At 63.7% G+C, this 14,900-nt stretch carries 9 protein-coding genes and 1 pseudogene; 5 read left to right on the forward strand and 5 right to left on the reverse strand.

Translation table 11 applies throughout. The features are described 5' to 3' along the window. Positions 1-140: 140 nt before the first annotated feature. From EWM63_RS18845 to EWM63_RS18855, 3 genes are all read right to left on the reverse strand, one after another. Positions 141-1,682 (reverse strand): SpoVR family protein, encoded by a 1,542-nt coding sequence (locus tag EWM63_RS18845; protein WP_371861102.1) that lies wholly within the window; start codon positions 1,680-1,682, stop codon positions 141-143. A gap of 71 nt (positions 1,683-1,753) precedes the next feature. Beyond that, positions 1,754-3,022 carry a YeaH/YhbH family protein gene (locus EWM63_RS18850; protein ID WP_130187907.1) on the reverse strand — a complete coding sequence of 423 codons (1,269 nt, stop codon included), beginning with the start codon at positions 3,020-3,022 and terminating at the stop codon, positions 1,754-1,756. A 110-nt stretch (positions 3,023-3,132) separates the two neighbouring features. Next, on the reverse strand, positions 3,133-5,055 hold the full coding sequence (locus EWM63_RS18855) for a PrkA family serine protein kinase (protein WP_130187908.1): 1,923 nt from the start codon (positions 5,053-5,055) through the stop codon (positions 3,133-3,135). A 557-nt stretch (positions 5,056-5,612) separates the two neighbouring features. Between EWM63_RS18855 and EWM63_RS18860 the strand changes: the two genes are divergently transcribed. Both EWM63_RS18860 and EWM63_RS18865 read left to right on the forward strand, forming a co-directional pair. Next, a complete protein-coding gene (locus EWM63_RS18860; protein ID WP_130187909.1) occupies positions 5,613-6,626 on the forward strand; it encodes an adenosine deaminase in 1,014 nt (337 codons plus the stop codon). A gap of 26 nt (positions 6,627-6,652) precedes the next feature. Further along, a complete protein-coding gene (locus EWM63_RS18865; RefSeq protein ID WP_371861103.1) occupies positions 6,653-9,163 on the forward strand; it encodes an ABC transporter permease in 2,511 nt (836 codons plus the stop codon). 68 nt (positions 9,164-9,231) lie between these two features. Here the strand turns inward: EWM63_RS18865 and EWM63_RS18870 are convergent, their stop codons facing one another. Beyond that, positions 9,232-10,236: a response regulator gene (locus tag EWM63_RS18870; protein WP_130187911.1), complete on the reverse strand. Its 1,005-nt coding sequence runs from the start codon at positions 10,234-10,236 to the stop codon at positions 9,232-9,234. Next, the gene (locus EWM63_RS18875; RefSeq protein ID WP_130187912.1) at positions 10,233-11,507 is read right to left on the reverse strand and encodes a sensor histidine kinase; all 1,275 of its coding nucleotides are present in this window, start codon (positions 11,505-11,507) and stop codon (positions 10,233-10,235) included. Before EWM63_RS18875 ends, EWM63_RS18870 begins: the two co-directional genes overlap by 4 nt. Positions 11,508-11,627: 120 nt before the next feature. Between EWM63_RS18875 and EWM63_RS18880 the strand changes: the two genes are divergently transcribed. The 3 genes and pseudogenes from EWM63_RS18880 to EWM63_RS18890 all read left to right on the forward strand — a co-directional run. After that, positions 11,628-12,041: a group II truncated hemoglobin gene (locus EWM63_RS18880; protein WP_130190475.1), complete on the forward strand. Its 414-nt coding sequence runs from the start codon at positions 11,628-11,630 to the stop codon at positions 12,039-12,041. Positions 12,042-12,062: 21 nt separating this feature from the next. Continuing rightward, a complete protein-coding gene (locus EWM63_RS18885; RefSeq protein WP_130187913.1) occupies positions 12,063-13,328 on the forward strand; it encodes a DNA recombination protein RmuC in 1,266 nt (421 codons plus the stop codon). A gap of 22 nt (positions 13,329-13,350) precedes the next feature. Then, positions 13,351-14,895: pseudogene (locus tag EWM63_RS18890) on the forward strand (acyl CoA:acetate/3-ketoacid CoA transferase); the annotation flags it as partial. Positions 14,896-14,900: the final 5 nt, after the last annotated feature.

The raw sequence follows: 14,900 nt of genomic DNA on the forward strand, positions 1-14,900 counted from the left end.
TCGGTTGCCATGCCGTTCGGACGGCGCTCCGAGGAGGGAAGGGAAAGTGCCGGACTTGGCGCGTCAATCCGGATCGCACCCTGAAATGTAGCGGCGGGCAGCCATGCAGCCGCCCGCCGGAGATCGATACGAAAGAACGGTCAAATCAGGCGGCCGCGCTTTTCACGCTTGCATTCCAGCGTGCTGATCAGTTTGCCTTCAGGTGACACGGTATCGAGGTGGACATCGAAGCCCCAGAGGCGTGCCACGTGCTTGAGCACTTCATGTGCCTGCTGGTTCAGCGGGCGGCGGTTGAACTGCGTATGGCGCAAGGTCAGTGCGCGGTCATCCCGCGTGTTGACGGACCAGACCTGGATGTTCGGTTCACGATTGCCCAGGTTGTACTGGTCGGCCAGTTGCTGTCGCACGTAGCGGTAACCCATCTCGTCGTGGATGGCCGAGACGGACAGCTTTTCATTGCGGTCATCATCGAGCACGGCGAAGAAGTGGAATTCCCGGATCAGGCGCGGCGACAGGTACTGGGCAATGAAGCTTTCGTCCTTGAAGTTGCGCATCGCGAAGTGCAGCGTTTGCTTCCAGTCGCTGCCGGCGATATCCGGGAACCATTCGCGGTCTTCGGCCGTGGGGTTCTCGCAGATGCGGCGGATGTCCGTCATCATCGCGAAGCCGAGCGCATACGGATTGATCCCATTGTAATAGGGACTGTGCACCGGCGGCTGGAAGACAACGTTGGTGTGGCTCTTCAGGAATTCCATCATGAAGCCATTGCCGACCACGCCTTCGTCATACAGCTGGTTCAGGATCGTGTAGTGCCAGAACGTGGCCCAGCCTTCGTTCATGACCTGGGTTTGCCGCTGCGGGTAGAAGTATTGCGAAATCTTGCGCACGATGCGCACCAGCTCGCGCTGCCAGGGTTCCAGCAGCGGCGCGTACTTCTCGATGAAGTACAGCAGGTTTTCCTCGGGCTCGGGCGGGAAGCGGATCGGGGCCTGCGCCACCGTTTCCTCCTCGGCCTTTCGTGGCAGCGTGCGCCACAGCTCGTTGATCTGCGACTGCAGGTAGGTTTCGCGTTCCTTTTGCCGGCGCTGTTCCTGCGCCAGCGACAGCTTGGCCGGCCGCTTGTAGCGGTCCACGCCATAATTCTGGATCGCATGGCAGGAATCGAGCAGCAGCTCGACGGCATCGATGCCGTGCCGCTGCTCGCATTCGGCGATGTAATTCTTGGCAAAGACCATATAGTCGATGATCGCATCGGCATCGGTCCACGTGCGGAACAGGTAATTACCCTTGAAGAAGGAATTGTGGCCGTAGGCGGCGTGCGCGATCACCAGCGCCTGCATCGTCAGGCTGTTTTCCTCCATCAGGTAGGCAATGCAGGGATTGCTGTTGATGACGATCTCGTAGGCCAGGCCCATCTGGCCGCGCTTGTAGCCCTTTTCGGTCGACAGGAAATGCTTGCCGAACGACCAGTGGCTGTACGACACGGGCATGCCGACGGATGTGTAGGCATCCATCATCTGCTCGGCCGTGATGATCTCGAGCTGGTTGGGATAGGTGTCGAGGCCAAAGGCTTCGGCCACCCGCTTGATTTCCTCGTGCGCCTGTTCGATCAGCTCGAACGTCCATTCCGACTGCTCGGGCAGCGCACGCGGGTGCGGCGGTCGTTTCATCATCTGGTTCATCAGGTTTGCTCCAAACCCGAGCCGTCAGGCTTGCGCCTGTCCAGCTCCGCCCTCCAGGGCAGGGCAGTTGACTATTTAGGCTGCTTCTTGAACAGTTCGCGGAACACCGGATAGATGTCGGCCGGCGTGACGATCTTCTGCATGGCGAAGTGCTGGTGGATCTCCGGCACCTGCGCATATTGTTCCCACAGGTTCTGCGGCGGGCCATCGGTGATTTCCACGTAGGTGTAATACTGCACCTTCGGCATGATCGTGTTGGCCAGCAACTGGCGGCACAGTACCGAGTCGTTGTCCCAGTTGTCGCCGTCCGATGCCTGGGCCACGTAGCTGTTCCACTGGCCGGCGCCGTAGCGCTCGTCGATGATCTTGTTCAGCAGGTTCAGCGCGGACGACACCACAGTACCGCCCGACTCGCGCGAGTGGAAGAACTCGTGCTCGTCCACTTCGGCCGCCGCCGTGTGGTGGCGGATGAAGACCACCTCGATCTTGTCGTAGACCCGCTTCAGGAACAGGTACAGCAGGATGAAGAAGCGTTTTGCCGTGTCCTTGCGCTGTTCATCCATTGAGCCGGACACATCCATAATGCAGAACATCACGGCCTGCGTCATCGGCTTGGGAATCTTGATGCGGTTGCTGTAGCGCAGGTCGAACGGGTCGATGTAGGGAATCGCCAGCAGCTTCGTGTGCAGGTGATGGATGCGCTTCTTCAGCTCGACAACACGGAAATCGTCGAGCGGCACATCGGCCAGCAGCAGCGTTTCCAGCTCCAGTTCCGCTTCGGCCAGCGCCTTGCGCGACGGGCCGCCCACGGCGATGCGCCGGCCGAGCGCGCCGCGCAGCGAGCGCAATACATGGATATTGCTGGGCGTGCCGGACACGGTGTAGCCGGCGCGCTGGCTCTTGAAATCGGTGGTGGCCGTCAGCTGCGTCTTGACGAGGTTCGGCAGTTCGAGGTCTTCAAAGAAGTAATTCATGAATTCCTCGCGCGACAGCTCGAAGATGAAGTCATCCTCGTTGGTCTGGTCGCTGTTGCCCGCCTTGCCGCGGCCGGAGCCGCCGCCGCCCTTGGGCCGGGCGATCTGGTCGCCCTTCTGGTATTCCTGGTTGCCGGGATTGACGACTTCCCACACGCCGCCATGGGCGTGGCCGAAGCTGGGCTCGTTCACGTCCTTGACGGGAATCGAAACCTTTTCGCCATTTTCAATGTCGGTGATCGAACGGCCTTTGATGGCGCGCCCGACCGCGTCCTTGATCTGGGCCTTGTAGCGCCGCAGGAACCGTTCGCGGTTGACCGCGGACTTGTTTTTGCCCTGTAGCCGTCTGTCGATGAGGTAACTCAAAAGAATCCTCCTGCGGTGGGGACCGCGCTCCCGCCGGGAAGCGGGAGCGCGAAGCCCGGTACTGCGGTAAACCAGACTCGCTTGTTGAACCTATTATGGCACTGACAGCCTTACGACGACTTCCGCACGCGCAGATACCATTCGCACAGCAGCCTTACCTGCTTGGCGGTGTAGCCTTTTTCCACCATCCGGGCCACGAAGTCGGCGTGCTTGTTGGCATCTTCGGCGCTGGCCTTGGCGTTGAACGAGATCACCGGCAACAGTTCTTCGGTGTTCGAGAACATCTTCTTCTCGATGACCGTGCGGAATTTCTCGTAGGACGTCCACGCCGGGTTCTTGCCGCCGTTGTTGGCGCGGGCACGCAAGCCGAAGTTGACGATCTCGTTGCGGAAATCCTTGGGATTGCTGATGCCCGCCGGCTTCTCGATCTTTTCCAGTTCGGCGTTCAGCGATTCGCGGTCGAAGCTTTCGCCCGTGTCCGGATCGCGGTATTCCTGGTCCTGGATCCAGAAATCGGCGAACGTGACGTAGCGGTCGAAGATATTCTGGCCGTATTCCGAATAGCTCTCCAGGTAGGCGGTCTGGATTTCCTTGCCGATGAAGTCCACGTAGCGCTGCGCCAGGTGCTCCTTGATATAGGAGAAGTACTTCTGTTCCGTTTCTGGCGGGAACTGTTCGCGTTCGACCTGCTGCTCGAGCACGTACAGCAGGTGCACGGGATTGGCCGCCACTTCCGTCGAGTCGAAGTTGAAGACCTTCGACAGGATCTTGAAGGCGAAGCGGGTCGACAGGCCGTTCATGCCTTCGTCCACGCCCGCGTAATCGACGTATTCGTGGATCGACTTCGCCTTGGGATCGGTATCCTTCAGGTTCTCGCCATCGTAGACCAGCATCTTCGAGAAGATCGACGAGTTTTCCGGTTCCTTCAGGCGCGACAGGATGGCGAACTGCGACATCATGCGCAGCGTGCCCGGCGCGCATGGCGCTTCGGCCAGCGACGAGTTGCGCAGCAGCTTGTCGTAGATCTTCACCTCGTCGGACACGCGCAGGCAGTACGGCACCTTGACGATGTAGATACGGTCGAGGAATGCCTCGTTGTTGCGGTTGTTGCGGAAGCTCTTCCACTCCGACTCGTTCGAGTGGGCCAGTACCACGCCATCGAACGGGATCGCGCCGAAACCTTCGGTGCCCTTGTAGTTGCCTTCCTGCGTGGCCGTCAACAACGGGTGCAGCACCTTGATCGGGGCCTTGAACATCTCCACGAATTCCATCAGGCCCTGGTTCGCCAGGCACAGGCCGCCGGAGTAGCTGTACGCATCCGGATCGTCCTGCGCGTAATCCTCGAGTTTTCGGATGTCGACCTTGCCAACCAGCGACGAGATGTCCTGGTTGTTCTCGTCGCCCGGTTCGGTCTTTGAAATGGCGATCTGCTTCAGGATCGACGGATAGCGCTTGACCACGCGGAACTGGTTGATGTCGCCGTTGAATTCATGCAGCCGCTTCACCGCCCACGGGCTGGGAATGCTGCGCAGGTAACGGCGCGGAATGCCGTAGTCCTCTTCCAGGATCACGCCGTCTTCCGCTTCGTTGAACAGGCCGAGCGGCGATTCGTTGACGGGCGAACCCTTCAGGCAATAGAACGGCACCTGTTCCATCAGCGACTTCAGCTTTTCGGCGATCGACGACTTGCCGCCGCCGACCGGGCCCAGCAGGTACAGGATCTGCTTGCGTTCTTCCAGGCCCTGCGCCGCATGGCGGAAGTAGGACACCACCTGTTCGATCACTTCCTCCATGCCGTAGAACTCGCGGAAGGCGGGATAGATCTTGATGACCTTGTTGGCGAAGATGCGGGACAGCCGGGTATCGTTGCGCGTGTCGACCAGCGTCGGCTCACCGATCGCGGCCAGCATCCGCTCCGCCGCCGACGCGTAGGTCAGGTGATCCTTCTTGCATAACTGCAGATATTCGGAAAGGGACATTTCCTCTTCCCGGGTGCGCTCATACCGTGCTGCGTAAGTGTCAAAGATCGTCATGTGCGTGTCCTCTGATGAAAACCTACAAGTCACGGGATGCCGTCGTCGCTGCCGCGCCGCCAATCTTGTGGATGCGCGCGGCGGTTCGTCAGGCTCCCTTATTGCGGTCGGCAGTCGTGGTGCAAGGCTGTCGGCCTGATCCTGGGTGCTGCTCCTTGATTGTCAATGAATACCTTCAGCTTCTGGCAATGGCACGCGTTGCGCGCGCCGTGAGCTGAGTTTCTTATATGCCGCGCCGTGGAAAGGTGCCGGCTTGCGTGTGTGTGCGCCGAAACGCATCTTACGCAGATGAAATTGATTATTGCGCTTATGGTGCGGGAAGTCAAAAGATTATCCTGCATCTTCAATTTCATCTCCAAGACCATGATTCGCAAGGTTAAACCATCGCACGCTTGAGCCCACTCACAGCATTGTTGCCAATTTCTTCACGCTTGGCACCACAGTAGCATGGTTGTTCAAGCTGTGCTGAACACCACACAAACCGTGCGGAAGGGCATGGATTCAAAAAAGATTTGTTCTTGCGCTAAGATGCGCTTTATCAGGAACAAAGGAAGCCAATGAACACCCAAATCCGCCATATCGTGCAGAACATGCCGAAAGCCGAACTGCACATCCACATCGAAGGTTCGCTCGAACCCGAACTGATTTTCGCGCTGGCGCAGCGCAACGGCGTACAGCTCGCCTATCCGTCGGTGGAAGCCCTGCGCGCCGCCTATGCGTTCAAGGACCTGCAATCCTTCCTGGACATTTACTATGCCGGCGCCAGTGTGCTGCTGAAGGAGCAGGACTTCTACGACATGACGGCCGCCTACCTCGCGCGCGCAAAAGCCGACCACGTGCGCCATGCCGAGATCTTCTTCGATCCGCAGACGCACACATCGCGCGGCGTGCCGATGGGCGACGTGATCAACGGCATCCACCGCGCCTGCGCCGACAGCGACGTGTCGGCCACGCTGATCCTGTGCTTCCTGCGCCACCTGTCCGAAGACGACGCGCTGGCCACCCTGGAAGCAGCGCTGCCTTACCGCGACAAGTTCATCGGCGTGGGCCTCGACTCGTCCGAGGTCGGCCATCCGCCCGAAAAATTCACGCGTGTCTTCGCGCGCGCCCGCGAGCTGGGCCTGCACCTGGTGGCGCACGCCGGCGAGGAAGGCCCGCCCGCCTACATCTGGTCGGCGCTTGACGTGCTGCACGTCGAGCGCATCGACCATGGCGTGCGCTGCCTGGAGGATGCCGAGCTCACGCGCCGCCTGGCCGCCGAGAAAATGGCGCTCACGGTATGCCCGCTGTCGAACATCAAGCTGCGCGTGTTCGACGACATGGGCCAGCACAACCTGCTGTCGCTGCTCGACGCCGGCATCGTGGTGACGATCAATTCGGACGACCCGGCGTACTTCGGCGGCTACCTGAACGAGAATTACCTGGCCACGTTCGACTCGCTGCCGCTGGGCCTGCAGCATGCGCACGAACTGGCGAAGAACAGCTTTGCCGCCTCGTTCCTGCCGGCGGAACAGAAGCAGAAGTTCCTCGATGAAGTGGATGCGTATTTCTCGGCGTTCGACGTCGTCTGACCACCATGTTCCTCCAGGCCCTCCGCATGACCGCGCGCGACTGGCGCGCCGGCCAGTTGCGCTTCCTGCTGGTCGCGCTGATCGTCGCCGTCGCCGCGCTGTCGTCGGCCGGCTTCTTCATCGACCGGCTGCGCGCCGGCCTGAACCGCGATGCCCACCAGTTGCTGGGGGCCGATCTCGTGATCGCCGGCGACCAGCAGATTGCCGGGGCCTGGCGTGACGAAGCGAAGCGCCGCGGCCTCGTGCTCGCCGATACGGCCGTTTTCCCCAGCATGGCGCAGGCCGGCGAAGGCGAGGCCGCGCAATCGGTGCTGGCCTCGCTGAAGGCCGTCGGCGCCGGTTATCCGCTGCGCGGCCGCGTGAAGGTCACGACCGATCCGGAGCAGGCCAACGACAGCGTGGGCACGCCGGCACCCGACATTCCGGCGCCGGGCACCGTGTGGATCGACGTTGCCGTGCTGCGCGCGCTGAACGCGAAGGTGGGCGACGCGGTGCGGGTGGGGGACGCCACGTTCCGCATCGCGCAGCTCATCGCCGCCGAGCCCGACCGCGGCACCGGCTTCATCAACTTCGCGCCGCGCGTGATGCTGCGCCATGACGAGCTGGCGAAAACCAACCTCGTGCAGACCGGTTCGCGCATCACCTACCGGTTGCTGGCCGCGGGGCAGGGGCCGGATGGCCGCGCCGCGGTCAAGGAGTTCTCCGACTGGGTGCGCGCCGAGATCAATGCCGGCAAGGCGCGCAATATCCGCATCGACACGCTCGAAGAAGGCCGCCCGGAAATGCGCGAAACGCTGGAGCGGGCCGACCGTTTCCTGTCGCTGGTGGGGCTGCTGTCGGCGATGCTGGCCGCCGTGGCCGTGGCGATGGCGGCGCGCCGCTTCATGCTGCGCCACCTCGATGCGTGCGCCATGCTGCGCTGCCTGGGCCTGACGCAGAACCAGGTGACGGCGATCTACCTGATCGAATTCCTGCTCGTGGGCCTTGCCGGCAGCGTGATCGGCGTGCTGGTCGGCTTCGGCAGCCACTTCGTGCTGCTCGAACTGCTGGGCCGTCTGGTGCAAGCCGATTTGCCGCCCGTATCGTTCATGCCGGCGCTGCAGGGGCTGGCCACCGGCATGCTGCTGCTGGCCGGCTTCGCGCTGCCGCCGATCCTGCAGCTGCGCAACGTGCCGCACAACCGCGTGATCCGCCGCGAGCAGGCGCCGCCGCAACCGATGGCGCTGGCCACGTATGGGCTCGGGCTGGCGGCCTTCGTCGTGCTGCTGCTGTGGCAGGCCGGCGACCTGAAGCTGGCGCTGTACACGGCACTCGGTTTCGTGGGCGCCTTCGGCCTGTTCGCGCTGGCCGGCTATGGCGGCCTGAAGGCGTTGAGGTCGCTGCGCACGTCGCTGAAGCATCCGGCCTGGCGCTTCGCCGTCACGTCGCTGCAGCGGCGCCCGGGCGCCACCGTGGTGCAGGTCGTGTCGCTTGCATTGGGCCTGATGGCCCTGCTGGTGCTGACGATCGTGCGCGACGACCTGATGACATCGTGGCGCAACGCTACCCCACCGGATGCGCCGAACCACTTCGTCATCAACATCCAGCCGGACCAGAAGGACGAAATCGCCGGCAAGCTGCGCACCGGCGGCGCGCTGGAAGCGCCGCTGTACCCGATGATCCGCGGGCGGCTGACGGCCGTCAACGGCAAGCCGGTCACGCCGGCCACGTATCCGGAAGGGCGCGCGCGCAACCTGGCCGAGCGCGAGTTCAACCTGTCGACGATGGCCGAGATGCCCTCGCAGAACCGGCTCACGGCCGGCAAATGGTTCGACGACGCCCCGGGCAGCGCCGAGGCCTCCGTCGAGGAAGGGCTGGCCAAGACGCTGGGCCTCAAGCTGGGCGATACGATGCAGTTCGATATCGCCGGCTCGCCGGTGACAGCGAAGATCACCAGCCTGCGCAAGCTCGAGTGGGGCTCGATGCGGGTGAATTTCTTTGTCATCATCAATCCGCGCGCCATGGCCGACACGCCGCAGACGTGGATCACCTCGTTCCACTTGCCGAAGCAATCGGCCGCGCTGGGCACGCAGTTGTCGCGCGATTACCCGAACCTGACGGTGATCGACGTGGGCGGCGTGCTGCGCCAGATCCAGTCCGTGCTCGACCAGGTGATCCAGGCGGTGGAGTTCCTGTTTGCCTTCACGCTGGCGTCCGGCCTGCTGGTGCTGTATGCGGCCCTGATGGGCTCGCAGGATGAGCGCACGCGCGAATCGGGCCTGCTGCGCGCGCTGGGTGCGACGCGGCGCCAGCTGTCACGCGCGCAGATGATCGAGTTCCTGCTGGTGGGTTCGCTGGCCGGCCTGCTGGCCGCCACCGGCGCTGCGGCGATGGGCTGGGGGCTGGCGACTTACCAGTTCAAGTTCGACTGGGTATTCAGCCCCATGGCCTGGATGGCCGGCGTGGTGGTGGGTGCCGTGTGCGCCGCGATCGGCGGCTGGCTCGGCTTGCGCAACGTGCTGCGCCAGCCGCCGCTGCAAACGCTGCGCGAAGCCTGACGAACACCGGTGCCGGATGCTCGCTCCATCAGCAGGGCGTCATTCGGCACCGTATCCTGCGGCCTGTGCTACGCCGCCAGGAAATCCGCTGATTGCCGCGCATTCAGGAACTGCTCGAACGGCGCCGGCGGCGCGGCCAGGTAATGTTCGGGGAAATCGAACAGCGCCCAGTAATATTTTTCGCGGCCCATGCACACCTGCGGCGCGCGGCAGTGGCGGTGCCATTCGTCGCCCGCTTCCGTCGAGTACATGCCGTCGCCGGGTGGAAAGAACGGCAGCACGCGCCGTTCCGAGAGCGCCAGCAGCAGCGAGTGCGGCGCATCGTTGTCGCGCGCCACTTCGTACTGGGCGCACATGCCCTGTTCCGTTTCAATGACCATCAGCTTGGCACGGCCATAGCGGTCAAAGAACAGGATGCCGGCCGGGCCCGGATACAGGTAATGCTCGACGAAGCCATGGCGGCGGTACAGGTCCTGCACCACGGCGGCCATCGCCTGGCAGCGCAGGAAGCTGAAGTCGTGCAGGGCCAGCATGTCCGCCAGTGTCTGCGTGTAGTCGAGGAAGAAGGCGCGCTGCATGGCGCCGATTTCCACTTCCAGCCGGTCGAGCGCGTCGTCGTCGCTTTTCTTGATGTAGCGGTCGATCAGGCCGCGATTGAACGCATCGACCGCGATCTTTTCGTCCGCCGCCCCGGTAAACAGGATTTTCTTCGTTGGCAGGTGCCGCAGCGCTTCGCAGAATTCCACGCCATTCATCTGCGGCATCGAGTAATCGACGACGAGCACGGAAGGGATCGTGAAACGCATGGGCTGCTCGCACACGCGGTGGATGCGCCGCATGTCGACGGCCACGTTGGGCTGGTCGGGCGACTGGTTCAGGCTGTCGAAATCCACGTGCAGCGGCAGGTCTTCGCGCCGGGTGCTGCGGGCAAACCAGTCCAGCGCCACCGCCGTATCGTGGAAGGTCTTGCCCGGCAACAGCGGATCGAGCTGGAACGTCAGGCTTTTCAGGAAGGAATCGCTGTCGTCCACCAGCACGACCGTGGTCGGATGGAAAAGGATCGGAAGTCTCATGAGTCACCTGATGGCGGTGTGCTGTGCTGAACGGGGAACTCCAGCACGAAGATCGAGTAGGCGTGCTCGCGCGACACGCAGCGGATATCGGCGTTCCATGCGCGCATGATCTGCCGGCACAGCGCGAGTCCGATACCTGTGCCGTTGTGCGCGGGGTAGGCGTAGAAGCGCTGGAAGATCAGCGGCAGGCGGCGCGCGGCAATGCCGCATGCCGTGTCGATGAACAGCAGCCTGGGCGCCTTGCGGTTGCCATCGACGATGATGCGCACGCGGCCCTTGCCGGCGCGGTGGATGGCCTTCAGCGCATTGCGCAGCAGGTTGAGCAGGATGACCACCGTCAGTTCGTGCTGGCCGGCGAAACGGAAATTGCCGCGCACCTGCACCGTGACCGCATCGCTCTGTTCCGGGCCCGTGAACGGGTAGCGGCGCAGCACGGACTGCACGGCATCGGCCATCGACACGGTCTCGAACGGCTCGTGGCGCCGCCGCACCGCATTGGCCGACAGCAGGAACAGGTCGATCAGGTGGTTCATGTGGCGCACTTCGTATTGCACGCGGGACATCGCATTGCGGACATCGTCGGGCTGGCCGGATGGCAGCGCTCCCAGCATGCGTGTCAGGCCGCGCACATTGGCTTCCATGCTTGCCAGCGGCGTGCGCATCTCGTGCGCCACGGCGCCCAGGCCTTCGCCCAGGCCTGCCAGCTTTTCCTGCTCCAGCGCCACGCGGGAAAAACGGGCCAGGCCCAGCAGGAGCACGATCATGCCATGCACGGGCAACTGCTGCAGCACGCCCGCCGACAGGATCACGTCACCCTTGCCTTGCAGGATGACGCACAGGCAGGCAAGCAGCGTGCCGGTCGCATAGCAGCGCAGCGCCAGCTTCGTGGGGAAGTGGAACAGGCCCACGATCATCACGGTCAGGCACTGTGCCCACGCGCCCGCCGCGCCGTTCATCATGAACATGTAGGCACCAAAAAACGGCAGCACGAATGTGAGGGCGAACGGCACATACAGCTCGCACCAGCGGGTGTGGTAACGCGCGGCGGCAATGCCGGCCACGCCCAGCAGCGTGCCCAGCACCCGGAGCGCCGGGCTTTCGTAAGGTTGTGGGAATACCCACGTGAACATCACGAAATATAGGGGGTGGAGGATGACGCTGAGCCAGCCAAGGACAAACGCCTGGATGGCTGCGCGTTCGCCGCCGCGGTGGCGCCGCGCCAGCCGGCCGATGAAGCCGCCGGCCGCGCGTTCGATTGCATCGTGACGCATGGCTGTGTGAATGGCTCGAAACAAGCCATCTTCCTACCAAACCCAGCCATGTTGAGCGGTATCGCGTGCGGAATTGATTTGGATCAATCAGCTTACGTGCAGTGCGCTATCATGACGATTATGACTGAATCACGCACTGACTCCCTTCCTGAATCCCGCAGCCTTTACGAGGTCATCGGTGGCGCTGAAAAGCTCCGCGAGATGGTCGACCGTTTTTACGATCTGATGGAGCTGGAACCGGAATTCGCCGGCATCCGCGCCATGCACCCGCCCGCCACGGATGGCTCGCGCGACAAGCTGTACTGGTTCCTGACCGGCTGGATGGGCGGCCCCGACCTGTACCAGGAGCAGTTCGGCCACCCGCGGCTGCGCGCCCGGCATTTGCCGTTCGCGGTCGGCAGCAGCGAGCGCGACCAGTGGCTGCGCGCCATGGCCTGGGCGATGGAAGACGTGGGCATCGCCGAAGACCTGCGCCTGCGGCTGATGCAATCGTTCTACCAGACCGCCGACTGGATGCGCAATAAAGCGGACTGAGCCAACAAAGGCGGCTGAACCATGGAAATCTACGCCTTGCTGGCGCTGGCCATCGCGATTCTTGCGGTGCAGATCGTCATTCTCGTTCGCGGCAACAATGGCAGCGCCGGCAGAGATGGCGACATCGCCGAACGCCTGGAACGGGTCGAGCGCGAAGTGCGCATGCAATTGCAGGCCACCGCCCAGGCCCAGCGGCAGGAGATGGGTAACCTGCTCGCCCAGTCCCACGCCGCCACCGTCCAGCAGCTCGACGGCATGCGCCGCCAGATCGAAGTATTGACGGAGTCGAATGCGCGTCGCATGGCCGAAGTGCGCGCGACGCTGGAAACGCGCATCCGCGACCTGCAGGCCGATAACTCGGCGCGGCTGGAAGAGATGCGCCAGACCGTCGATGAAAAGTTGCATGCTACGCTGGAATCGCGGCTCACGGAATCGTTCAGGCAGGTATCGGACCGGCTGGAGCGCGTGCACCAGGGCCTGGGCGAGATGCAGCAGCTGGCGCTGGGCGTGGGCGACCTGAAACGCGTGCTCACGAACGTGAAAACCCGCGGCACATGGGGTGAAGTGCAGCTCGAAATGCTGCTCGAACAAGTGCTGACGCCCGACCAGTATGCTAAAAACGTGGAAACGGTGGCCGGCACGAATGCGCGCGTGGAATTCGCGCTGAAATTGCCGGGCCAGAAGGACGGCGGGCCGCCGGTCTGGATGCCGATCGACGCCAAGTTTCCAAAGGAGCAGTACGAACGGCTGCTGGAGGCGGCCGAGCGGGCCGATGCCGAGGGCGTGGCGCTGGCCGGCCGCGAACTGGAACGGGCGGTGCGCACCGAAGCGAAAACCATCGCGGACAAATACGTGTGCCCGCCGCAGACGACCGATTTCGCGATCCTGTTCCTGCCGACCGAGGGGCTGTATGCGGAGGTGATGCGGCGCCCGGGCCTGGCGGACGAGCTGCAGCGCGTGAACCGCATCAGCATTGCCGGCCCATCCACGCTGACGGCGCTGCTGAACAGCCTGCAGATGGGGTTCCGGACGCTGGCGCTGGAAAAGCGTTCGTCCGAAGTGTGGCAGGTGCTGGGCGCGGTCAAGACGGAATTCAGCAAGTTCGGCGACGTGCTGGCAGCCACGAAAACCACGCTGGAACGCGCCGCGAAGAACATCGAATCGGCGGAAGTACGCAGCCGCCAGATGGCAAAGAAACTGAAATCCGTCGAGGCACTGCCGGCCGAGGCGGCGGAACTGTTGCTGGGCCGGCAGGTCGAAACCGAACTGGACATTACAGACAACTGAATCGCTGCCAAAGGAGGCCGCCATGCCCCATCGTAACAAGATCGTCAGTGCCCAGGAGGCGGTTGGCAGGATCCACGATGGCGATACGGTGGCAACCGGCGGCTTCGTCGGCGTGGGCTTCGCGGAAAACATTGCCGTTGCCCTCGAGCGGCGCTTCACGTTCCAGGGTGTGCCCCGCGACCTGACGCTGCTGTACGCGGCCGGGCAGGGCGACGGCGGCGAGCGCGGCCTGAACCACTTCGGCCACGAAGGCCTGGTCAAGCGCGTCATCGGCGGCCACTGGGGCCTGGTGCCGAAACTGCAGCACATGGCCATCGACAACCGCATCGAAGCCTACAACCTGCCGCAAGGCGTGATCAGCCAGCTGTTCCGCGACACGGCCGCCGGCAAGCCCGGCCTGCTCACGCACGTGGGGCTGGGCACCTTTGTCGACCCGCGCCATGGCGGCGGCAAGGTCAATGGCCGCACGGTCGAGAACCTGGTCGAACTGACGACGATCGGCGGCCGGGAATGGCTGTTCTACAAATCGATCCCCGTGGACGTGGCGATCATCCGCGGCACCACGGCCGACAGCGCCGGCAACGTGACGATGGAGCGCGAAGCGCTCACGCTCGAAGCGCTGGCGATCGCGATGGCCGCGCACAACAGCGGCGGCATCGTCATCGTGCAGGTCGAGCGGCTGGCCGCCTGCGGCACGCTGCCGCCGCGCCAGGTGCGCATCCCCGGCATCCTCGTCGATTGCGTGGTGGTCGCCGAGAAGCCGGAATACCACATGCAAACCTTCGGCACGCCCTACGATGCCGCATTTGCCGGCGAATTGCGCGTGCCGCTCGACGGCATCAACCCCATGCCGCTGTCCGCCCGCAAGGTGATCGCCCGCCGCGCGCTGCTCGAGCTGTCCGACGGCGACATCGTCAACCTCGGCATCGGCATGCCCGAAGGCGTGGCGGCCGTCGCGGCCGAAGAGGGCATGCTCGACCGTTTCACGCTGACGGCCGAACCGGGCGTCATCGGCGGCATGCCGGCGGGCGGGCTCGACTTCGGCGCCACCGTCAACCCGGACGCCGTCATCGACCAGCCCTACCAGTTCGACTTCTATGACGGCGGCGGCCTCGATGTGGCCATCCTCGGCCTGGCGCAGGCCGACCGGCAGGGCAACCTGAACGTGAGCAAATTCGGCCGCAAGCTGGCCGGCGCCGGCGGCTTCATCAACATCAGCCAGAGCGCCCGCAAGGTGGTCTTCATCGGCACGTTCACGGCCGGCGCGCTGGAGGTGGCCATTGGCGACGGCGGCCTGCGCATCGTGCGCGAAGGCGAGTCACGCAAATTCGTGCACGAGGTTGAACATCGCACCTACAGTGGCGCCGTGGCCCTCGAGCGCGGGCAGGAAGCGCTGTTCGTCACCGAGCGCTGCGTATTCCGCCTGACGCCGCAGGGGCTGGAGCTCGTGGAGGTGGCGCCGGGCATCGATATCGAACGCGATATCCTGGCGCGCATGGATTTCGTGCCGCGCATCGCGGACGAGGTCAAACCCATGGATGCGCGCTTGTTCGGGGAAAGGGCAATGGAGGC

It is taken from the genome of Pseudoduganella lutea (genome assembly GCF_004209755.1).
GTDB lineage: Bacteria > Pseudomonadota > Gammaproteobacteria > Burkholderiales > Burkholderiaceae_D > Rugamonas > Rugamonas lutea.